Origin of the sequence: Pseudomonas putida, from assembly GCA_041071465.1 — a bacterium.
In the GTDB taxonomy this organism is placed as follows: domain Bacteria; phylum Pseudomonadota; class Gammaproteobacteria; order Pseudomonadales; family Pseudomonadaceae; genus Aquipseudomonas; species Aquipseudomonas putida_P.
Window position 1 is genome coordinate 3631799 of the sequence record CP163498.1, and the last position, 21822, is coordinate 3653620.

Sequence of the window (21822 nt, forward strand, 5' to 3'; positions counted from 1 at the left end):
AAGTGATTGATGCATTCGTACGTATCGGGCCTTTGATGGACCCGCCAGTTACCCCCAATGGGCCCAGCAACTGATTGAAGACTGCCGCGAGAGCAAGCGTCGGGTGGTGGAGCATGAGTTCTATGCGCGTCTGCGCGATGGCCAGCTGAAACAATCGACCATCCGCCAGTACTTGATCGGTGGCTGGCCGGTGGTGGAGCAGTTTTCGCTGTACATGGCGCATAACCTGACCAAGACCCGCTACGGCCGGCACCAGGGCGAGGACATGGCCCGGCGTTGGCTGATGCGCAACATTCGCGTCGAGTTGAACCATGCCGACTACTGGGTGAACTGGTGCCAGGCGCACGGCGTGCACCTGCACGAATTGCAGGCGCAGGAAGTGCCGCCCGAGCTGAACGGCCTGAACGACTGGTGCTGGCGGGTGTGTGCCACCGAGAACCTGGCCATTTCCATGGCGGCGACCAACTATGCCATCGAAGGCGCGACCGGCGAGTGGTCGGCGGTGGTGTGCTCGACCGATACTTACGCGCAAGGCTTCCCGGAAGACCAGCGCAAGCGGGCGATGAAGTGGCTGAAGATGCACGCCCAGTATGACGATGCGCACCCGTGGGAGGCGCTGGAGATCATCTGTACCTTGGCCGGTGAGAACCCGACGCTGGGGCTGCGTACCGAGTTGCGCAGGGCGATTTGCAAGAGTTACGACTGCATGTACCTGTTCCTGGAACGGTGCATGCAGCTGGAAGGGCGCCAGCAGGGGCGTATGCGCCCGGCGTTGGCGGCGGGTTAGGGCCTTGGGGCCGCTGCGCGGCCCATCGCGACGCAAGGCCGCTCCTACAAGAGATCGCGTACCCTTGTAGGAGCGGCCTTGCGTCGCGATGGGCTGCACAGCAGCCCCGGCAGTCTCAAGCCTTACTGGGCGTTGAGCGCTTGCCCGTTGACTGCTTTGCTGTCCGGCCCCATCAGGTACAGATACACCGGCATGATCTCTTCCGGCAGCGGGTTGTTCTGCGGGTTCTCGCTGGGGTAAGCCTGAGCCCGCATCGCCGTACGCGTGGCGCCCGGGTTGATGCTGTTGGAGCGCACCGGCGCCACGCCTTCCAGTTCGTCGGCCAGGGTCTGCATCAGGCCCTCGGTGGCGAACTTCGACACGCCGTAGGCGCCCCAGTAAGCCCGGCCCTTGCGCCCGACGCTGCTGCTGGTGAACACCACCGAGGCGTCTTCCGACAGCTTCAGCAGTGGCAGCAAGGTGCTGGTGAGCATGAAGGTGGCATCGACGTTGATGTGCATCACACGCATGAAGTTGTCGCCCGACAGCTGCTCCAGCGGCGTGCGCGGGCCGATGATCGAGGCATTGTTCAGCAGGCCGTCGAGGCGGCCGAACTGGTCTTCGATCATGACCGCCAGCTCGTCGTACTGGTGGGGCAGGGCGGTTTCCAGGTTGAACGGGATGACCACCGGCTGTGGGTGCCCGGCGGCTTCGATCTGGTCGTAGACCTCGTTCAGGTTGGCCTCGGTCTTGCCCAGCAGCAGCACGGTGGCACCCAGTGCGGCATAGGCCTTGGCAGCAGCAGCACCAATGCCACGGCCGGCGCCGGTCACCAGAATGACCCGGCCTTGCAGCAGGTCGGGGCGGGCGGTGTAGTCGAACATTGTGTATTCCCTGTCTCTAGTTCAGCAGCCGCACAGCGCGCTGTCGATCACTTTGCGCAGCTCCAGCGGGTGGTCCACCACCACGTCGGCGCCCCAGTTGTTCGGGTTGTCCTCTGGATGAATATAGCCGTAGCGCACCGCCGCCGTGCGGGTGCCAGCGTCGCGGCCAGACTCGATGTCGCGCAGGTCGTCGCCGACGAACAGCACGCTGGCCGGGTCCAGGTTCAAGGTTTTGCAGGCCAGGATCAGCGGTTCGGGGTCGGGTTTGCTGTTTTTCACGTGGTCCGGGCAGATCAGCAGTGCCGAGCGTTCGGCCAGGCCCAGTTGCTGCATGATCGGCTCGGCGAAGCGTACCGGCTTGTTGGTGACCACGCCCCACAGCAGGTTGCCTTTTTCGATGTCGGCCAGCAGCTCGGCCATGCCATCGAACAGTTTGCTGTGTACCGCGCAGTCGCGTTGGTAGCGCTCGAGGAACTCCAGGCGCAGGGCCTCGAAGCCTTCGGTTTCCGGGTCCATGGCAAACGTGGCGGCAACCATGGCGCGCGCGCCGCCAGAGATCACGCCGCGGATCAGGTTGTCGTCAACGGCCGGCAGGCCGCGCTCGGCGAGCATGGCCTGGCAAATGGCGATGAAGTCCGGCGCCGTGTCGAGCAAGGTGCCGTCCATGTCGAAGAGTACTGCTCGCAAACGCATGCTTATTCCTCGCGCAGGGTCTGGATCATGTAGTTGACGTCGACGTCGCTGTTGAGCTTGTAGTGCTTGGTCAGCGGGTTGTAGGTGAGGCCGATGATGTCCTTTACCTGCAGGCCGGCATCGCGGCTCCAGGCACCCAGCTCGGACGGGCGGATGAACTTCTTGAAGTCATGGGTGCCGCGCGGCAGCATTTTCAGAATGTATTCGGCGCCGACGATGGCCAGCAGGTAGGCCTTGGGGTTGCGGTTGATGGTGGAGAAGAACACCTGGCCGCCAGGCTTGACCATGCGGTAGCAGGCGCGAATCACCGAAGACGGGTCGGGCACGTGCTCGAGCATTTCAAGGCAGGTGACCACGTCGAACTGTTCAGGCATTTCCTCGGCCAGCGCTTCGGCGGTGATCTGCCGGTATTCCACCTGCACGCCCGACTCCAGCTGATGCAGTTGGGCCACTGCCAGCGGTGCCTCGCCCATGTCGATACCGGTGACCGTGGCGCCGCGCAGGGCCATGGCTTCGCTGAGGATGCCGCCGCCACAGCCTACGTCCAGCACTTTCTTGCCGGCCAGGCTGGCCCGCTCGTCGATCCAGTTGACGCGCAGCGGGTTGATTTCGTGCAGCGGCTTGAACTCGCTTTCGCGGTCCCACCAGCGGTGGGCCAGCGCTTCGAACTTGGCGATTTCGGCGCGGTCGACGTTGCTCATTGAACAGTCCTCTGAAACTTCGCAAAATTGCGCCGGAGTATACCCGAGCGCTCAGCCCCAAGGGTCGCTATAATCGCCGGCTTTTGATATCCGAACGACAGGGAGAGGTGATGCGCGAGCGACTTTTGGCGGCGGAGAAGGTGACCGCGATCCGCTGGCAGGGCGGCGCCTTGCACCTGCTCGACCAGCGTCTGCTGCCGTCGCAAGAGCGCTGGCTGGCCTGCGACAATGTTGCGCAGGTGGCTGCGGCGATCCGCGACATGGTGGTGCGCGGGGCTTCGGCCATCGGCATTGCCGCCGCCTACGGCCTGGTGCTGGCCCTTGAAGAGCGGCTGGCCCAGGGTGGCGATTGGGAGATGGACCTGGAAGAAGACTTTCTCACCCTGGCCGAAGCGCGCCCCACTGCTGCCAACCTGTTCTGGGCGCTGAACCGCATGCGCGAGCGCCTGCTGCGCCTGCGAGCGGACGAAGACGTGCTCGCCGCGCTGGAAGCCGAAGCCGTGGCTATCCATGAAAGCGACCGTGAAGCCAACCTGACCATGTCCCAGCAAGGTATCGAGCTGATCCGTCGCCATCAGGGCAATGCCCAGGCCTTGCTCACCTACGGCAACGCCGGCGCCCTGGCCAGCGGCGGCTTTGGTACCGCACTGGGGGTTATTCGCGCCGGTTACCTGGAGGGCATGGTCGAGCGGGTCTATGCCGGCGAGACCCGTCCCTGGTTGCAAGGCTCGCGCCTGACCGCCTGGGAGCTGGCCAACGAAGGCATCCCGGTGACCCTGTGCGCCGATTCGGCGCTGGCCCACCTGATGAAGACCAAAGGCATCACCTGGGTGGTGGTGGGGGCGGACTGCATTGCCGCCAACGGCGACGTGGCCAGCAAGATCGGCACCTATCAGCTGGCGGTCAGCGCCATGCATCATGGTGTGCGGTTCATGGTGGTAGCGCCGAGCACCAGCATCGACCTGAACCTGGCCACGGGCGAGGATATCCCGTTGGAGGAGCGTGACGCCGACGAGTGGCTGGACTTTGGCGGTGCCCCGGCGGTGCCGGATGTCGAGGTGTTCAACCCGGTATTCGACGTGACCCCGGCCGACCTGATCGATGTGATCGTGACCGAGCGCGGCATCGTCGAGCGCCCGGATACTGCCAAGCTGGCCCAGCTGATTTGCCGTAAGCGGTTGCACTGATGCCTGTATTGCCTGTACCGCCGCGAAGAGGCCGGTACAGGCAATGAAAATTCAAGATTCAAACCCACCTGAGACCACCTGCCACATCTCCCCACCGCCCCCGCCTTTGTGATAACATCCGGCAGTTTCCAGGACCGCCCATCACGGCGGCCTTCATTGCGCAGATCCATGGCACAACTCATTGATTTGTCGTAAGTCGTCGCACCCATATGCGCTGCGGCGGCGAGCTTCGTTCGGCCCTTGATGGAGCTGCGAAGTTTCACCAGAAAAAGGAATCAGGCTTCTCATGGGCGAACTGGCCAAAGAAATCCTCCCGGTCAATATCGAAGACGAACTGAGACAGTCTTACCTCGACTACGCGATGAGCGTGATTGTCGGGCGAGCGCTGCCCGATGCGCGTGACGGCTTGAAGCCCGTGCATCGTCGCGTTCTCTATGCGATGAGCGAACTGGGCAACGACTGGAACAAGCCGTACAAGAAATCCGCCCGTGTGGTCGGTGACGTGATCGGTAAGTACCACCCGCACGGCGACACCGCGGTCTACGACACCATCGTGCGTATGGCCCAGCCGTTCTCGCTGCGCTACCTGCTGGTCGACGGTCAGGGCAACTTCGGTTCGGTGGACGGCGACAACGCCGCGGCTATGCGATACACCGAAGTGCGCATGACCAAGCTGGCCCACGAGCTGCTGGCCGACCTGCACAAGGAAACCGTCGACTGGGTGCCCAACTACGACGGCACCGAGCAGATTCCGGCGGTCATGCCGACCCGTATTCCCAACCTGCTGGTCAACGGCTCCAGCGGTATCGCCGTGGGCATGGCGACCAACATTCCGCCGCACAACCTTGGCGAGGTCATCGACGGCTGCCTGGCGCTGATCGACAACCCGGACGTCACCATTGATGAACTGATGCAGTTCATTCCTGGGCCAGACTTCCCGACTGCCGGCATCATCAACGGTCGCCAGGGCATCATCGAGGCCTATCGCACCGGCCGGGGCCGCATCTACATGCGTGCCCGCTCCGAGATCGAAGACATCGACAAGGTAGGCGGCCGCCAGCAGATCGTCATCACCGAGCTGCCGTACCAGCTGAACAAGGCACGCCTGATCGAAAAGATCGCCGAGCTGGTCAAAGAGAAGAAGATCGAAGGCATTACCGAGCTGCGCGACGAGTCCGACAAGGACGGCATGCGCATCGTCATCGAGCTGCGTCGCGGCGAGGTGCCGGAGGTGGTGCTCAACAACCTCTATCAGCAAACCCAGCTGCAGAGCGTGTTCGGCATCAACGTGGTGGCATTGGTCGATGGCCGTCCGCGCCTGCTCAACCTCAAGGACCTGCTCGAAGCGTTCGTCCGTCACCGCCGTGAAGTGGTGACCCGCCGTACCGTGTTCGAGCTGCGCAAGGCCCGTGAACGTGGCCACATCCTTGAAGGCCAGGCGGTCGCGCTGTCCAACATCGACCCGGTCATTGCCCTGATCAAGGCCTCGCCGACCCCGTCCGAAGCCAAGGAAGCCCTGGTTTCCACGCCGTGGGAATCCAGCGCCGTGCAGGTCATGGTTGAGCGCGCTGGCGCCGACTCCTGCCGCCCAGAGGACCTGCCGGAACAGTACGGGCTGCATGATGGCAAGTACTTCCTGTCGCCTGAGCAGGCTCAGGCCATTCTCGACCTGCGCCTGCACCGCCTGACCGGCCTGGAGCACGAGAAGCTGCTGGCCGAGTACCAGGAAATCCTCGAGCAGATCGGCGAACTGATCCGCATCCTCAGCAGCGCCGAGCGCCTGATGGAAGTGATCCGCGAAGAGCTGGAGGCCATTCGCGCCGAATACGGCGATGCCCGTCGTACCGAAATCCTCAATGCCAGCCACGACCTCAACTACGGCGACATGATCCCGGAAGAAGAGCGCGTGGTCACCATCTCTCACGGTGGTTATGCCAAGACCCAGCCATTGTCCGCTTACCAGGCCCAGCGCCGTGGCGGCAAAGGCAAGTCGGCGACTGGCGTGAAGGACGAGGACTACATCGAGCACCTGCTGGTCGCCAACAGCCACGCCACCCTGTTGCTGTTCTCCAGCAAGGGCAAGGTGTACTGGAAGAAGACCTACGAAATCCCCGAAGCGTCCCGTGCTGCCCGTGGTCGCCCGCTGGTCAACCTGCTGCCGCTGGAGGAGGGTGAGCGCATCACCGCCATGCTGCAGATCGACCTCGAAGCGCTGCAGCAGAACGCCGACCTCGACGAAGAGCTGGAAGAAGCGGATGACACCGTGCTCGAAGGTGAGCTGGTAGAGGCCGAGGAAGTCGACGAAGAAGACGGCGACACTCCGGAGTGGGTGGCGGAGCCGACCGGCGCGTACATCTTCATGGCTACCGCCTCCGGCACCGTCAAGAAGACCCCGCTGGTGCAGTTCGCCCGTCCGCGCTCCAACGGCCTGATCGCCTTGAAGCTCAAGGAAGGCGATACCTTGATTGCAGCGGCCATCACCGACGGCGCCAAAGAAGTCATGATGTTCTCCGACGCCGGCAAGGTCATCCGCTTCGCCGAGAGCGTAGTGCGTGAAATGGGCCGTAACGCGCGTGGTGTGCGCGGCATGAAACTGGGTAAAGGTCAGCGCATCATTTCCATGCTGATCCCCGAGTCGGGCTCGCAGATCCTCACCGCGTCCGAGCGTGGCTTCGGCAAGCGCACCCCGCTGTCCAAGTTCCCGCGTCGCGGCCGTGGTGGCCAGGGTGTGATCGCCATGGGTACCAAGGGGCGCAACGGTCTGCTGATCGGTGCTATCCAGGTGCAGGAAGGCGAGGAGATCATGTTGATCTCCGACCAGGGTACGCTGGTGCGCACCCGGGTTGGCGAGGTATCCAGCCTGAGCCGTAACACCCAGGGCGTTACGCTGATCAAGCTGGCGGCTGATGAGACGCTGGTGGGCCTGGAGCGTATCCAGGAGCCGTCCGAGGACGAACTCGATGATGTGGTCGAGGCGGACGAGGAGGGTGTCGAGGCTGAAGCGCCAGACAACGAAGAAGCTGCTGGCGCCGAAGAGGCCCCGCAAGAGTAAGCAAGCGTAAACCCGAGCGGGGCGACCAAGGTCGCCCCGTTTGACTGATTGCAGCAGGCAACAACGAATTTGTTCTATTTGGCAGAGCGAGAGTGGATGTGAGCAAACGAGCCTTTAACTTCTGCGCAGGCCCTGCCGCGCTTCCTGACGCTGTCCTGCAGCGCGCCCAGGCCGAGATGCTGGACTGGCGTGGCAAGGGCTTGTCGGTGATGGAAATGAGCCATCGCAGCGACGATTACGTGGCCATCGCCGAAAAGGCCGAGCAGGACCTGCGTGACCTGCTGTCCGTCCCCTCCAACTACAAGGTGTTGTTCCTGCAGGGTGGTGCCAGCCAGCAGTTCGCTGAAATCCCGCTGAACCTGCTGCCGGAAAACGGTACCGCCGACTACATCGAAACCGGTATCTGGTCGAAGAAGGCCATCGAGGAAGCGCGCCGCTTTGGCAACGTCAATGTCGCCGCCAGCGCCAAGCCATACGATTACCTGGCCATCCCAGGTCAGAACGAGTGGAGCCTGACCAAGAGCGCGGCCTACGTGCACTATGCGTCCAACGAGACCATTGGCGGCCTGCAGTTTGACTGGGTGCCGGAAACCGGTGACGTGCCGCTGGTCGTCGACATGTCGTCCGACATCCTCTCGCGTCCGATCGATGTGTCGCAGTACGGCCTGATCTACGCCGGCGCGCAGAAGAACATCGGCCCAAGCGGCCTGGTGGTGGTGATCGTCCGTGAAGACCTGCTGGGCCGCGCCCGCAGCAGCTGCCCGACCATGCTCGACTACAAGGTGTCGGCCGACAACGGTTCGATGTACAACACCCCGGCCACCTACTCCTGGTACCTCTCGGGCCTGGTCTTCGAGTGGTTGAAAGAGCAGGGTGGCGTCGACGCCATGGAGCAGCGCAACCGCGCCAAGAAAGAGCGTCTGTATGGCTTCATCGACAACAGCGATTTCTACACCAACCCGATCAGCGTCAATGCTCGTTCGTGGATGAACGTGCCGTTCCGCCTGGCTGATGAGCGCCTGGACAAGGCCTTCCTCGCCGGCGCCGACGCCCGTGGCCTGCTCAATCTCAAGGGCCACCGTTCGGTTGGCGGCATGCGCGCCTCCATCTACAACGCCCTGGGCCTGGAGGCGGTGGACGCGCTGGTGGGCTACATGGCTGAATTCGAGAAGGAGCACGGCTGATGTCCGAACAGGAGCTCAAGGCGCTGCGCGTACGCATCGACAGCCTCGACGAGAAAATCCTCGAGCTGATCAGCGACCGCGCCCGTTGCGCCGAAGAAGTGGCCCGGGTCAAGACCGCCTCGCTGAAAGAAGGCGAGAAGCCGGTGTTCTACCGTCCCGAGCGTGAGGCTGCGGTGCTCAAGCGCGTGATGGAGCGCAACAAGGGCCCGCTGGGCAACGAAGAGATGGCGCGGCTGTTCCGCGAAATCATGTCGTCGTGCCTGGCCCTGGAAGAGCCGCTGAAAGTCGCCTACCTCGGCCCCGAGGGTACGTTCACCCAAGCCGCGGCCATGAAACACTTCGGCCACGCGGTGGTCAGCCGGCCAATGGCGGCCATCGACGAAGTATTCCGTGAAGTGGCGGCCGGTGCCGTCAACTTCGGCGTGGTGCCGGTGGAAAACTCCACCGAAGGTGCGGTCAGCCACACCCTGGACAGCTTCCTCGAGCATGACATGGTGATTTGCGGCGAAGTCGAGCTGCGTATCCACCACCACCTGCTGGTGGGCGAGAACACCAAGACCGACAGCATCACCCGCATCTATTCCCACGCCCAGTCGCTGGCCCAGTGCCGCAAGTGGCTGGACGCGCATTACCCGAACGTTGAGCGCGTGGCCGTGTCGAGCAACGCCGAAGCGGCCAAACGGGTCAAGGGCGAGTGGAACTCGGCGGCGATCGCCGGCGACATGGCGGCCAACCTGTACGGTTTGACCCGCCTGGCCGAGAAAATCGAAGACCGCCCGGACAACTCCACGCGCTTCCTGATGATTGGTAGCCAGGAAGTGCCACCGACCGGTGACGACAAGACCTCGATCATCGTGTCGATGAGCAACAAGCCAGGTGCCCTGCACGAGTTGCTGGTGCCGTTCCACCAGAACGGCATCGACCTGACCCGTATCGAGACCCGCCCGTCGCGCAGCGGCAAGTGGACCTACGTGTTCTTCATCGACTTCGTTGGCCACCACCGCGACCCGCTGATCAAGGCGGTGCTCGAGCAGATCAGCCAGGAGGCTGTGGCGCTGAAGGTGCTGGGCTCTTATCCAAAGGCGGTGCTTTGATTCAAGGTTGCCGGGGCCGCTGCGCGGCCCATCGCGACACAAGGCCGCTCCTACAGGAGTACGCAGTCCCTTGTAGGAGCGGCCTTGTGTCGCGATGGGCTGCAAAGCAGCCCCCTGCGGTCTCACAGGCTGTCCAGATTTCAGAACAGGGTTCGCATCAGTGGTAAATGCAGCAAAAACCAAACCCGCGCCAATCATCAACCGCTTGGTCGTGGTCGGCCTCGGCCTGATCGGAGGCTCGTTCGCCAAGGGCCTGCGTGAAAGCGGCCTGTGCCGGGAAGTGGTCGGGGTCGACCTGGATGCCCCTTCGCGCAAGCAGGCCGTGGCCCTGGGCGTGGTCGACCGCTGCGAAGAAGACCTGGCTGCTGCCTGTGTCGGTGCCGATGTCATCCAGCTGGCCGTGCCAATCCTGGCCATGGAGAAAGTCCTGGCCCGCTTGGCCCGGCTCGACCTGGGTGATGCGATCATCACCGACGTCGGCAGTGCCAAGGGCAACGTCGTTCGTGAGGCGCGCGCCGTTTTCGGGCAGCGCCTGCCACGCTTCGTTCCAGGCCATCCCATCGCCGGCTCCGAGCAAAGCGGGGTAGAGGCCTCAAACGCCACCCTGTTCCGTCGGCACAAGGTGATTCTCACGCCGCTGGTCGAAACCGACCCGGCGGCGCTGGCCTTGGTCGACCGCCTGTGGCGTGCGCTGGATGCCGACGTGGAGCACATGTCGGTCGAGCGCCATGATGAAGTGCTGGCCGCCACCAGTCATCTGCCGCACCTGCTGGCCTTTGGCTTGGTCGATTCGCTGGCCAAGCGCAATGAAAACCTCGAGATCTTCCGGTACGCTGCGGGAGGCTTCCGCGATTTCACAAGAATCGCCGGCAGCGACCCGACCATGTGGCACGACATCTTCCTCGCCAACCGCGACGCTGTCCTGCGCACGCTTGATACATATCGCAGCGATCTCGACGCCTTGCGCGACGCGATCGCTGAAGGGGACGGGCACCAACTGCTGGGTGTATTCACCCGCGCTCGGGTTGCCCGCGAGCATTTCAGTAAAATCCTGGCCCGCCGGGCCTATGTGGACGCTATGAACGCCAACGATCTGATTTTCCTGGCCCAACCGGGTGGCCGCCTGAACGGGCGGATTCGCGTACCGGGCGACAAGTCGATTTCCCACCGCTCGATCATGCTCGGCTCGCTGGCCGAAGGCACTACCGAGGTCGAAGGCTTCCTCGAGGGTGAAGACGCGCTGGCGACCCTGCAGGCATTCCGTGACATGGGTGTGGTCATCGAAGGCCCCAACCATGGTCGAGTGACCATTCATGGTGTCGGCCTGCATGGCCTCAAGCCGCCGCCTGGCCCGCTGTATGTGGGTAACTCCGGTACTTCGATGCGCCTGCTGTCGGGCCTGTTGGCCGGTCAGTCGTTCGACGTGACCATGACGGGCGACGCCTCGCTGTCCAAGCGCCCGATGAACCGTGTGGCCAACCCGCTGCGCGAAATGGGTGCCGTGGTCGAGACCGGTCCGGAAGGCCGCCCGCCGCTGACCATCCGTGGTGGCCACAAGCTCAAGGGGCTGACCTACACGCTGCCGATGGCCAGCGCCCAGGTAAAATCCTGCCTGCTGCTGGCTGGCCTGTACGCCGAAGGCAAGACCACTGTCACCGAGCCTGCGCCTACCCGTGACCACACCGAGCGCATGCTGCGTGGTTTCGGCTATTCGGTCGAAAGCAACGGCCCAGTCGCTTCGCTGCAGTCCGGCGGCAAACTGACCGCTACCCGCATCGAAGTGCCGGCCGACATTTCCTCGGCGGCGTTCTTCCTGGTGGCAGCTTCTATCGCCGAAGGCTCCGAGTTGGTGCTGGAGCACGTTGGCATCAACCCGACCCGTACCGGCGTAATCGACATTCTGCGCCTGATGGGTGGCGACATCACCCTGGAAAACCAGCGTGAAGTCGGCGGCGAGCCAGTGGCCGACCTGCGTGTGCGCGGTGCCCAGCTCAAAGGTATCGATATTCCAGAAGCGTTGGTGCCGCTGGCCATCGACGAATTCCCGGTGCTGTTCGTCGCGGCTGCATGCGCTGAAGGGCGCACAGTGCTACGTGGCGCCGAAGAGCTGCGGGTGAAGGAGTCCGACCGCATCCAGGTCATGGCTGACGGCCTGATCACGCTGGGAATCAAGTGCGAGCCGACCCGGACGGCATCATCATCGACGGCGGCCAGTTGGGCGGCGGCGAAGTACACGGGCATGGTGACCACCGCATCGCCATGGCCTTCAGCGTGGCCTCGCTGCGCGCCAGTGCGCCGATCCGCATCCACGACTGCGCCAACGTCGCCACCTCGTTCCCCAACTTCCTGGCACTGTGCGCCGAAGTGGGCATCCGCGTGGCGGAAGAGGGCAAGTCGTGAATTTGCTGGCACCGGTCATCACCATCGACGGGCCGAGCGGCTCGGGCAAGGGCACGGTCGCCGGCCTGCTGGCCCGAGAGCTGGGCTGGAAGCTGCTGGATTCTGGCGCGCTTTACCGGTTGCTGGCATTCAATGCCAGCAACCACGGCGTCGACCTGACCAACGAAGAGTTGCTGACCAAGCTTGCCGCCCATCTGGATGTGCAGTTCATCGCCGCCGAGCCCGGTAAGCTGCAACAAATCATCCTCGAGGGTGAGGACGTCAGCAACGTCATCCGTACCGAAACCGTCGGCGCGGGTGCGTCGATGGTGGCCTCGCTGCCGGCCGTGCGTGATGCACTGTTGGTGCGCCAGCGTGAATTCCGCGACGTGCCGGGGCTTATCGCCGACGGCCGCGACATGGGTACCGTGGTGTTTCCGGACGCGCCATTGAAGGTCTTCCTCACCGCCAGTGCGGAGGAGCGCGCACGTCGCCGTTACCTGCAGTTGAAGGGCAAGGGTGAAGATGTTAGTCTGTCGAGTCTGCTGGATGAGATTCGTGCGCGTGATGAGCGCGACACCCAACGTGCAGTGGCCCCGCTGAAGCCAGCGGCCGATGCCATTCAGTTGGACTCTACCGAGTTGTCCATCGAGCAGGTGTTGCAACGTATCAGAAGTGAAATCGCCCAGCGCGATCTCGCCTGATAGCCAGGAAAGCAGGCAGGGGCACCAGTCAACGTCCTGCCGGCTTTCCTTTACTTAAAACGAACCCACATTGTCTGGAATGTGGTTATGGGCGTTTGTTTCGCCCGAATCTACAGGAATTAAAATGAGCGAAAGCTTTGCAGAACTCTTTGAAGAAAGCCTGAAAACCCTCAATCTTCAGCCGGGTGCGATCATCACCGGTATCGTTGTCGACATCGACGGCGACTGGGTTACCGTACACGCTGGCCTGAAGTCCGAGGGCGTCATCCCGCTCGAGCAGTTCTACAACGAAGCTGGCGAGCTGACCATCAAGGTCGGTGACGAAGTGCACGTTGCGCTGGACGCGGTCGAAGACGGCTTTGGCGAAACCAAACTGTCCCGTGAAAAAGCCAAGCGCGCCGAGTGCTGGATTGTTCTGGAAGCAGCTTTCGCCGCCGAAGAAGTGGTCAAGGGCGTTATCAACGGTAAGGTTAAAGGCGGCTTCACTGTCGACGTTAACGGCATCCGTGCGTTCCTGCCGGGCTCCCTGGTTGATGTCCGCCCAGTGCGCGACACCACCCACCTGGAAGGCAAAGAGCTGGAATTCAAGGTCATCAAGCTGGACCAGAAGCGCAACAACGTTGTTGTTTCGCGTCGCAGCGTGCTGGAAGCCGAGAACAGCGCCGAGCGCGAAGCCCTGCTGGAAACCCTGCAGGAAGGCCAGCAAGTCAAGGGTATCGTCAAGAACCTCACCGACTACGGCGCATTCGTGGACCTGGGCGGTATCGACGGCCTGCTGCACATCACCGACATGGCTTGGAAGCGCATCAAGCACCCATCGGAAATCGTTAACGTTGGCGACGAAGTCGACGTACGCGTTCTGAAGTTCGACCGCGAGCGCAACCGCGTATCGCTGGGTCTGAAGCAGATGGGCGAAGATCCGTGGGTAGCTATCACTGCCCGTTACCCAGAAGGTACTCGCGTACAAGCTCGCGTTACCAACCTGACCGACTACGGCTGCTTCGCTGAGCTGGAAGAAGGCGTTGAAGGTCTGGTACACGTTTCCGAAATGGACTGGACCAACAAGAACATCCACCCGTCGAAAGTCGTTCAGGTTGGCGACGAAGTGGAAGTCATGGTTCTGGACATCGACGAAGAGCGTCGTCGTATCTCCCTGGGCATCAAGCAGTGCAAGTCCAACCCATGGAAGACTTCTCCGGCCAGTTCAACAAGGGTGACAAGATCACCGGTACCATCAAGTCGATCACCGACTTCGGTATCTTCATCGGTCTGGACGGCGGCATCGACGGTCTGGTTCACCTGTCCGACATCTCCTGGAACGAAACCGGCGAAGAAGCCGTACGTCGTTTCAAGAAGGGCGACGAGCTGGAAACCGTCATCCTGTCGGTCGACCCAGAGCGCGAGCGCATCTCCCTGGGCATCAAGCAGTTGGAAGACGATCCGTTCTCCAACTTCGTTGCTGTCAATGACAAGGGCGCTATCGTCAAGGGCATCGTGAAAGAAGTTGACGCCAAAGGCGCCATCGTCACCCTGGCCGACGACATCGAAGCTACTCTGAAAGCTTCCGAAATCAGCCGTGACCGCGTTGAAGACGCGCGTAACGTTCTGAAGGAAGGCGAAGAGATCGAAGCCAAGATCATCAGCGTTGACCGCAAGTCCCGCGTTATCAGCCTGTCGATCAAATCGAAAGACGACGCTGAAGAGCGCGAAGCCATCCAGAGCCTGAAAAACGCTCCGGAAGCGGCTGCCGACACCACCATGGCTGCGCTGCTGCGCGAAGCAATGGCCAAGCAGAACTGAGTTCTGTTTGATCGGTAAAAAGGGCGACCCTCGGGTCGCCCTTTTTTGTGCCGAAAATGGCTCTAATCGGAGGGGCAGGTCGGTTATGTTGATGTTTGGCGACGTTATGAAAGGTCGTGGGCGTGATAACAATTTCCTGATCATCAGGTTGCTGGCGGCAACTGCGGTGGTGGTTGGGCATTCCTTCGCGCTCTCTTACCTGGAGTGCCTGAGCTGCACTGATCCGGGGATGCAGTTGGGGATGCCGGTGCCGGTGCACAGCCTAGGTGTAGAAGTGTTCTTCATGGTCAGCGGATTTTTGATCGCTGCCAGTGGTGAGAGGAACAGCGTCAAGGATTTCTACCTGGCGCGTGCACTCAGGATTCTGCCCGGTCTGTTGGTGTGTTTGTTCCTCATGGCTTTCGTACTGGGGCCTGTGATTACCTCGCTGCCGCTTGCCGAGTATTTCTCGCAAGGCCAGGTATACAAGTACTTCTATAGCCCACTGCTGATTTTCAAGGATGCCCAGTTCGTGCTGCCTGGAGTGACGTTTACCCCGCGCTTCCAAGGGGTTTCGGTCAATGGCAGTTTGTGGACCATACCGCTTGAAATGCGCATGTACTTGGTTCTCGGGGCGTTGGTGCTTGTGGCCAGGTTTTTCCGTTGGCCGGCATCGGGGCTGACGCTGATGGCGCTGCTGGTCTCGCTGGGGTTGCACACCCTGCATCCTGCCTATGCAGACTACCCGTTCAAGCTGGTGGTGTGTTTCCTGGCGGGCTCGGCGTTCTATTCGTGCAGGGCGATGATTCCGCATGCCGGCTGGCTTTTGCTCTTATGCGCTGGATTGTTCTTATTGAGCAAGGGTGGGCGCTTTGAGGTATTTACCTTCGCCACCCTGACTATTTACGCGACATTGTATTTTGCGTATTGCCCGCAATTGAGGCTGCCTTCTTTGGTGCAGGACTATTCCTACGGGATCTATCTGTATGCATTTCCGATCCAGCAGATTTTGGCGGGAGCGATGCCGTGGGCCGGGCCGTATTGGCTAATGTTGGCCGCAGTGCCGGCTTCTTGGTTGGCAGGGTATGTGTCGTGGCAGCTGGTGGAAAAGCCAGCATTGCTGATGAGAAGGCGCTTTTCGAATGAATGGCCTCGACGGCAATTGGCGTGAGGGTGCGCGCGGGGGTGGCTGGCATGCCCGCGCTGAGTTGGGTCATGGTGAGCCCCTTCTGCTAGACCATTCTTGTAAAACTTCAATCTTGAATTTTTTTATTAAGTCAAGAACCACCCTGTTCAAAACCTTCCCGGCGTGCTACAAACTGGTTAAGCAATGATCTAGCTGCTTGATAACGAAGGGAAAAATATGACGAAGTCGGAGCTGATCGAACGTATTGTCACCCATCAGGGGCTGCTCTCGTCCAAGGACGTGGAGCTGGCCATCAAGACCATGCTTGAGCAGATGTCACAATGCCTGGCCACTGGCGATCGCATCGAAATTCGCGGTTTTGGCAGCTTCTCGCTGCACTATCGCGCACCTCGTGTGGGTCGCAACCCAAAAACCGGCCAGTCGGTCAGCCTCGAAGGTAAATTCGTGCCGCACTTCAAGCCCGGCAAAGAGCTGCGTGATCGGGTCAATGAAGAAGACGAGGCTGAAGCCTGATCAACCAAGGAGGAATCTGATGCGTAACCTCAAGCGCGCCCTGGCGGCGGTATTCGTGCTGCTGTTGGCGGCTGTGGTGCTGTTCTTCGTGCTGGAGAACCAGCAGGCCGTGTCGTTGGTTCTGTTCGGTTGGGCCGCGCCGGCCATGCCGGTAGCCGTACTGGTACTGGCAGCTTTGGTCATTGGTCTGGCGGTAGGGCCATTGCTGGGGGCTTATGGTGTGCAGCGCAGCAAGCGCAAAATCAGGGCCTCTGCGCGACAGGCGGCACTAAGCGGAAATTAAGGAAATTTCCTACACCTGCTTAGGAAACTTTCACCTATGCATACATCGGTTGACATGGAGTAATAGCGCACTTCATTTTCGGCCCAGGCGAGTGTGCGCAGCATGGAATATCCCAGCCTTTCCCATCACGGTGGTACCCGCGGCGTCACCGGGTCTTGCCACCAGTTGCACGTCGATCCGTCAACCAGCCTGTTGATCGACTGCGGCCTGGAGCAGGGAAGCGAAGCGGCGCCGGGTGCGGAAAGCGCGGCGCTCGGCTTCGACATTCAGGGTATCCGGGCTCTGGTTATCACCCACGTACATCTCGACCACGTTGGTCGAATCCCGGCGCTGCTTGCCGCCGGCTATCGCGGCCCCATCCTGTGTAGCGAGCCCTCAGCCCGGCTGCTGCCGTTGGTGCTGGAAGATGCCTACAAACTGACCATCAGCAGTGAGCCTGCGCAGGTGGCGCGGTATATCGATTTTATTCGTGACCTTATTGTGCCGCTGCCGTTCGAGCAGTGGCACACGTTGGTTGAGCATCCCGGCCTTGGCTGCCGCATTCGCTTGCAGCGCGCAGGCCATCTGTTGGGCTCGGCTTATGTCGAGTGCGACATGCAGCATGGGCAATCCAACAGCCGTTATGTGTTCTCCGGCGACCTGGGTGCGTGTGGCAACCCCTTGCTGCGTCCGGTTCAGCCACCAGAGCGTGCTGATGTGCTCGTACTGGAAAGTACCTATGGCGACCGCCTGCATTCGCATGTCGACGACCGTAGGCGGCGGCTGGAAGATGCCATTGATCGCGCCCTCGCCGACAAGGGCACTATTCTGATCCCTGCATTCAGTCTTGGTCGCACTCAAGAAGTGCTGTTTGAGCTGGAAGATATCCTGCACCGCAAGGCACTACTGGGCGCAGCCGGTCCAGCCCCTGAGGGTGAGCCGATCGACTGGTCCCAGTTGCCCATCATCCTCGACTCGCCTCTGGCTCAGCGCATCACCAGCGTTTACCGGGAGCTGCACGAATACTGGAATGACGAGGCCAGGGCGCGTGTTGCTGAAGGGCGTGATCCGCTCGGCTTCAGTCAGCTGATCAGCGTGGATACCCATGCTCGCCACCAGCAGGTGGTCAACTACCTCAAGAGTACCGGTCGCCCGGCGATTGTGATTGCCGGCAATGGCATGTGCTCGGGTGGGCGTATCGTCAATTACCTCAAGGCCATGCTGGCAGATCCGCGGCATGAGGTGATGTTTGTGGGCTATCAGGCCAAGGGTACGCCGGGGGCGGTGATACAGGCTAGCGAAGGGGCGGAAGGGTTTGTGCAGGTTGATCTGGATGGGCGGATGTATGAGGTGCGCGCAAAAATAGTAACTTTACCGGGGTACAGTGGCCATGCGGATCAGGAGGGTTTGGTGAGTTTCGCGTTTGACGGTACTCATGCGTCCCGGAAAATTGTCCTGGTTCATGGAGAGGCGCGGGCGAAGATGGTCTTGGCCCAGGCGCTCGTCAGGCGCAGTGTTCAGGACGGAATAGAGGTCGACGTCATGGTTGCCTCTTAGCAGGTCGCGGGTCGCAGGCCGTCGGTTCGCGGAGCTGCGGTGGAACTTTGTAGGCGGTGTCTTCCTCTTAGGTCGGATTAGTGCTAAAGCTGTAAGCCGTTTCGTGCGGTTTGCGGTGGAGTAGCAAATTGCCGCTACGCTGAGGTTCGGCAGATCCTGATGACGGATCTGTCGGAGCCAAGGCTTAGCCTTGCTAGCACAGGAATCATGCAAGTGATCGGATCTGAGGAAAAACAGAATAAATGCGAAATGAACGTAGCCGTGAAGTCGGAAATGATGACCTTGATGTCCTCGAGCTCTGGGATGTGCTGTGGAACCGCAAGCTGCTTATCTTGTCGAGTATCGCTTTAGTTACCGTAGCTGCGTTTGTATATGTTTCGCTCAAGACGCCTTTGTACGAAGCAAAGTCTTTTATCCTTCCTCCCACAAAAAATGACATTGCACAGCTTAATTACGGGCGTACCGAGGCCAGCGGTCTCGAGATATTCACGCCTAAGGACGTTTACGAGATCTACCTCCGTTCCCTGCAGTCCGAATCACTGCGGCGCCAGTTTTTCCGTACCGTCTATTTGCCTAATCTTCCTGAGGCTGCTCGCCAAGGTTCTCAGGATGCACTTTATGATCAGTTTGGCAAGGTATTGACTGTAGACCCTGTGGCAGGAGACAGTGCCGGGCGCATTCTAGTCAGGGCGTTGAGCGACGACCCTGACATGAGCGTGAAGTGGGTAACGCGGTTTTCGGAAATGGCCAGCGACCGCGCAAAAAAAACGCTGGTGGAAGATGCTGATACGGAAGTGAAAGTGCTGGTAAAAAACCTGGAGCAACAGGTTCGGAGTGCGAGGGACGCGGCACACAGGCAACGTGAAGACCAGATTGTTCGTTTGGAAGAGGCACTGAAAGTTGCCAGGGCAGTTAGCCTGAGCAAGCCACCCATCATTGCCAATGGGTTAAACGCTGAAGTGTCTGGCAGCATGCAGGGTGCATTGACTTATATGCGGGGCAGTCAGGCGCTGGAGGCCGAGCTTGCGAACCTTCGTGCAAGGGAGTCCGATGACCCTTTCGTCGCCGATTTACGTGAGGTTCAGGAGAAGCTCGATTTTTATCGCAACCTGACGCTGAATGCTGCTGTTATTGAGGTGTTTCAACAGGATGGAGCCATTGAAGTCCCAGATAGCCCAGTCCGGCTACGCAAGCTTCTGATTGTTATGGGGGGCGCGTTCGCGGGGCTGGTGCTTGGCGTCCTGCTGGCTTCGTTTACTCATCTGGTTTCTGCTGAAAGGATGCGCCGCCTCAAGCGTGCCTGAGTTTCCAGATATCAGGCCTGCCCGAGGCAGGATATGTTGAACTGTATTAGTGAATTTTAAAAAGAGGCTGGTTGCGTGAAGCTCATAGAAACAAATATTTCGGACGTTGTAGTGTTTGAGCCCACTGTTTACGAGGACGACAGGGGTTGGTTCTATGAGTCTTACAGTGAGCCAAAATTCCATGCGTTGCTTAGTGTGCAAGGCATAACCCTTCCACCCTCTTTTGTTCAGGAAAATTGCTCGCTGTCCAAAAAGGGAGTTATGCGCGGGCTGCACTATCAGCTTTATCCGTTTGCCCAGGGTAAGTTGGTGAGTGTGGTTCAGGGGGCAGTATTCGATGTAGCTGTGGATATTCGCGAAGGTTCAGCTACCTTCGGCCAGTGGGTAGGAATGGAGCTGTCCGCAGCCAACCGCAAGATGATGTGGGTGCCAGAAGGATTTGCCCACGGTTTTATTGCGTTGGAGGATGACACTGTTTTCCAGTACCGGACTACCAATGTGTACTCCAAAGAGCATGAGCGCAGTATTGCCTGGAATGACCCAGATCTGGCGATCGAATGGCCGCAAGTGGAAGGGTTGTTGATCAGTGACAAGGATGCAGTAGCACCTACGCTTGGCGAGGCAGATCTGCCGCCCCTGATTCTTAGGGGGCAGACAGAGGACCTGGAGCTTCCAATTATCGGTGACGACCGCGGCAGCCTGATCAGCATAGAGAAAGCGCTGAACATTCCATTTGCGATCCGCCGCGTTTATTACATTTTTGGTACAAGACCAGGTGTCAGCCGGGGGTTTCACGCTCATCGAGATCTCCAGCAACTGATCATCTGCTTAGCCGGCAGTTGCCGTATGACATTGGATGACGGGAGCGGTCGAGTTGATCATTTGCTTGATGCGCCACACAAAGCCTTGCTCATCAAGAACATGGTCTGGCGGGAAATGCATGACTTCAGCGAGGATTGCGTGCTGATGGTCATTGCCAGTGAGACTTACGACGAGCGCGATTATATTCGCGGTTATGACGACTTCAAGAGGTTGGTCGCACATGACTAGTATTCATGCGTTGGCCGATGTGCAAACCGATGCCATCGGGGAAAAAACCAGAATCTGGCAATACGCGGTCATCCTCAAGGGGGCAAAGATTGGCAGCAACTGCAATATTTGCGCCCATACCCTGATCGAGGGCGACGTGGTGTTGGGGGATAATGTCACTGTAAAAAGTGGTGTGTTTCTCTGGGAAGGGCTGGTGATAGAGGACAATGTCTTTATAGGCCCTAATGCTACATTCACCAATGACAGGGTACCGCGCTCCAAGTGCTACCCCGAAGCTTATGAAGTTACGGTGCTGAAAGAGGGGTGCAGCATCGGGGCCAATGCGACATTGCTCCCGGGCGTCACAATTGGGCGTCATGCCATGGTAGGTGCTGGTGCCGTCGTGACCAAGGATGTACCCGACTACTGCGTGGTAGTGGGTAATCCTGCAAAAATAATAAGGGAGCTAGAGCATGGTTGATTTTCTGAATCTCAAGGCCGTTAATAAACAATATCGTGAAGAGTTGCTGCAGGCATGTGCCGATGTCATCGATTCTGGCTGGTACATCGGCGGTAACGCACTGGCGCGCTTTGAAAGCAACTTTTCCGCTTATTGCGGTACTGCCTATTGTATTGGCGTAGCAAACGGCCTTGATGCACTGACGCTGACCCTGACTGCCTGGAAACAACTTGGGCGAATCAAGCAGGGGGATGAGGTTATCGTCCCGGCCAACACCTACATTGCCAGCATTCTGGCAATTACTGCCAGTGGGTTGGAGCCTGTGTTTGTCGAACCAGATGCTGCAACGTTCAATATCGACGAATCCCTCATTCGCCGGGCGATCACCGACAGAACGCGTGTCATCTTGCCTGTTCACTTGTATGGGCAGATTGCTGATATGAAAGCAATCAACGAAATTTCCACCGAGTACGGATTGCTCGTGCTCGAAGACTCGGCCCAGGCACACGGTGCCTCCATTGATGGCAAGCGTGCGGGGAGTTGGGGAGATGCCTCGGGTTTCAGCTTCTATCCAGGTAAGAATCTGGGAGCGCTGGGCGATGCAGGGGCTATCACGACCTCGGACCCCGAATTGGCGGAAGTGCTGAGGGCTCTCAGAAACTACGGCTCCCACGAAAAATACAAGAACTTGTACGTAGGTGTGAACAGTCGGCTGGATGAAATCCAGGCTGCAATGCTGGACGTGAAGCTCAAGCATCTTGACGACGAGATCGCCAGGCGTCGGCATATCGCTGCGCGTTATCGTGCTGGTATTCACAATCCGCATATTGCCCAGCCGCAGGTTGCATCTGCCGAAGGGCATGTCTGGCATCTGTATGTTGCCCGTACGGCATACAGGAGCGAGCTGCAGCAGCACCTGCGAGAGCAGGGCGTGCAGACACTGGTCCACTATCCGATCCCTCCTCACAAGCAGCAGGCCTACAGCCAGTACCATGGTTTGAATCTGCCGCTTACGGAAAGGATTCATGACAAGGTAATCAGCCTGCCTGTAGACCCTACCATGAGCGAAGCGGATATCCAGACGGTCATTGATGCCTGCAACAGCTTTACTGTATCCGGGCATTAAT

General features: G+C 60.0%; 16 protein-coding genes and 3 pseudogenes. 16 read left to right on the plus strand and 3 right to left on the minus strand.

The window, feature by feature from the left end; all coding sequences use genetic code 11:
* The first annotated feature begins 2 nt into the window (after positions 1-2).
* Positions 3-787 (plus strand): annotated as a pseudogene (locus tag AB5975_16795) (TenA family transcriptional regulator).
* 122 nt (positions 788-909) lie between these two features.
* Here the strand turns inward: AB5975_16795 and AB5975_16800 are convergent.
* Genes AB5975_16800 through ubiG form a run of 3 tightly spaced genes read right to left on the minus strand, consistent with a single transcriptional unit; the run spans position 910 to position 3044 of the window.
* Positions 910-1650: a YciK family oxidoreductase gene (locus AB5975_16800; GenBank protein ID XDR18331.1), complete on the minus strand. Its 741-nt coding sequence runs from the start codon at positions 1648-1650 to the stop codon at positions 910-912.
* 21 nt (positions 1651-1671) lie between these two features.
* Positions 1672-2343, minus strand: a complete 672-nt coding sequence (gene mupP / locus AB5975_16805; protein ID XDR18332.1) for an N-acetylmuramic acid 6-phosphate phosphatase MupP — start codon at positions 2341-2343, stop codon at positions 1672-1674.
* Positions 2344-2345: 2 nt separating this feature from the next.
* A complete protein-coding gene (ubiG, locus tag AB5975_16810; GenBank protein XDR18333.1) occupies positions 2346-3044 on the minus strand; it encodes a bifunctional 2-polyprenyl-6-hydroxyphenol methylase/3-demethylubiquinol 3-O-methyltransferase UbiG in 699 nt (232 codons plus the stop codon).
* 110 nt (positions 3045-3154) lie between these two features.
* On the opposite strand from ubiG, the gene mtnA reads away from it, so the two are divergent.
* The 15 genes and pseudogenes from mtnA to AB5975_16885 all read left to right on the plus strand — a co-directional run bounded on the left by mtnA (position 3155) and on the right by AB5975_16885 (position 21821).
* A complete protein-coding gene (gene mtnA / locus AB5975_16815) occupies positions 3155-4231 on the plus strand; it encodes an S-methyl-5-thioribose-1-phosphate isomerase (GenBank protein XDR18334.1) in 1077 nt (358 codons plus the stop codon).
* Positions 4232-4517: 286 nt separating this feature from the next.
* The gene (gene gyrA / locus AB5975_16820; GenBank protein ID XDR18335.1) at positions 4518-7283 is read left to right on the plus strand and encodes a DNA gyrase subunit A; all 2766 of its coding nucleotides are present in this window, start codon (positions 4518-4520) and stop codon (positions 7281-7283) included.
* Between the two features lie 98 nt (positions 7284-7381).
* Positions 7382-8467, plus strand: a complete 1086-nt coding sequence (serC, locus tag AB5975_16825; GenBank protein ID XDR18336.1) for a 3-phosphoserine/phosphohydroxythreonine transaminase — start codon at positions 7382-7384, stop codon at positions 8465-8467.
* Positions 8467-9561, plus strand: coding sequence for a prephenate dehydratase (gene pheA / locus AB5975_16830; protein XDR18337.1), 1095 nt, complete (start codon positions 8467-8469; stop codon positions 9559-9561). The genes serC and pheA overlap by 1 nt, the downstream gene beginning before the upstream one ends.
* 94 nt (positions 9562-9655) lie before the next feature.
* A pseudogene (locus AB5975_16835) lies at positions 9656-11961 on the plus strand (bifunctional prephenate dehydrogenase/3-phosphoshikimate 1-carboxyvinyltransferase).
* Positions 11958-12644, plus strand: coding sequence for a (d)CMP kinase (gene cmk / locus AB5975_16840; protein XDR18338.1), 687 nt, complete (start codon positions 11958-11960; stop codon positions 12642-12644). The pseudogene AB5975_16835 and the gene cmk overlap by 4 nt, the downstream one beginning before the upstream one ends.
* Before the next feature lie 124 nt (positions 12645-12768).
* Positions 12769-14444 (plus strand): annotated as a pseudogene (rpsA, locus tag AB5975_16845) (30S ribosomal protein S1).
* Positions 14445-14535: 91 nt separating this feature from the next.
* Entirely contained in the window at positions 14536-15594 is a 1059-nt protein-coding gene (locus AB5975_16850; GenBank protein XDR18339.1) for an acyltransferase family protein, read from the plus strand.
* Positions 15595-15786: 192 nt separating this feature from the next.
* Positions 15787-16083 carry an integration host factor subunit beta gene (gene ihfB, locus AB5975_16855; GenBank protein XDR18340.1) on the plus strand — a complete coding sequence of 99 codons (297 nt, stop codon included), beginning with the start codon at positions 15787-15789 and terminating at the stop codon, positions 16081-16083.
* A 19-nt stretch (positions 16084-16102) separates the two neighbouring features.
* Positions 16103-16366, plus strand: a complete 264-nt coding sequence (locus AB5975_16860; protein XDR18341.1) for a lipopolysaccharide assembly protein LapA domain-containing protein — start codon at positions 16103-16105, stop codon at positions 16364-16366.
* Positions 16367-16468: 102 nt separating this feature from the next.
* Positions 16469-17902, plus strand: a complete 1434-nt coding sequence (locus tag AB5975_16865; GenBank protein ID XDR18342.1) for an MBL fold metallo-hydrolase RNA specificity domain-containing protein — start codon at positions 16469-16471, stop codon at positions 17900-17902.
* 242 nt (positions 17903-18144) lie between these two features.
* On the plus strand, positions 18145-19206 hold the full coding sequence (locus AB5975_16870; GenBank protein ID XDR18343.1) for an LPS O-antigen chain length determinant protein WzzB: 1062 nt from the start codon (positions 18145-18147) through the stop codon (positions 19204-19206).
* Between the two features lie 75 nt (positions 19207-19281).
* The gene (gene rfbC / locus AB5975_16875) at positions 19282-20256 is read left to right on the plus strand and encodes a dTDP-4-dehydrorhamnose 3,5-epimerase (protein XDR18344.1); all 975 of its coding nucleotides are present in this window, start codon (positions 19282-19284) and stop codon (positions 20254-20256) included.
* Positions 20249-20716 (plus strand): acyltransferase, encoded by a 468-nt coding sequence (locus AB5975_16880; GenBank protein XDR18345.1) that lies wholly within the window; start codon positions 20249-20251, stop codon positions 20714-20716. The genes rfbC and AB5975_16880 overlap by 8 nt, the downstream gene beginning before the upstream one ends.
* Positions 20709-21821: a DegT/DnrJ/EryC1/StrS family aminotransferase gene (locus AB5975_16885; protein XDR18346.1), complete on the plus strand. Its 1113-nt coding sequence runs from the start codon at positions 20709-20711 to the stop codon at positions 21819-21821. Before AB5975_16880 ends, AB5975_16885 begins: the two co-directional genes overlap by 8 nt.
* Position 21822: the final 1 nt, after the last annotated feature.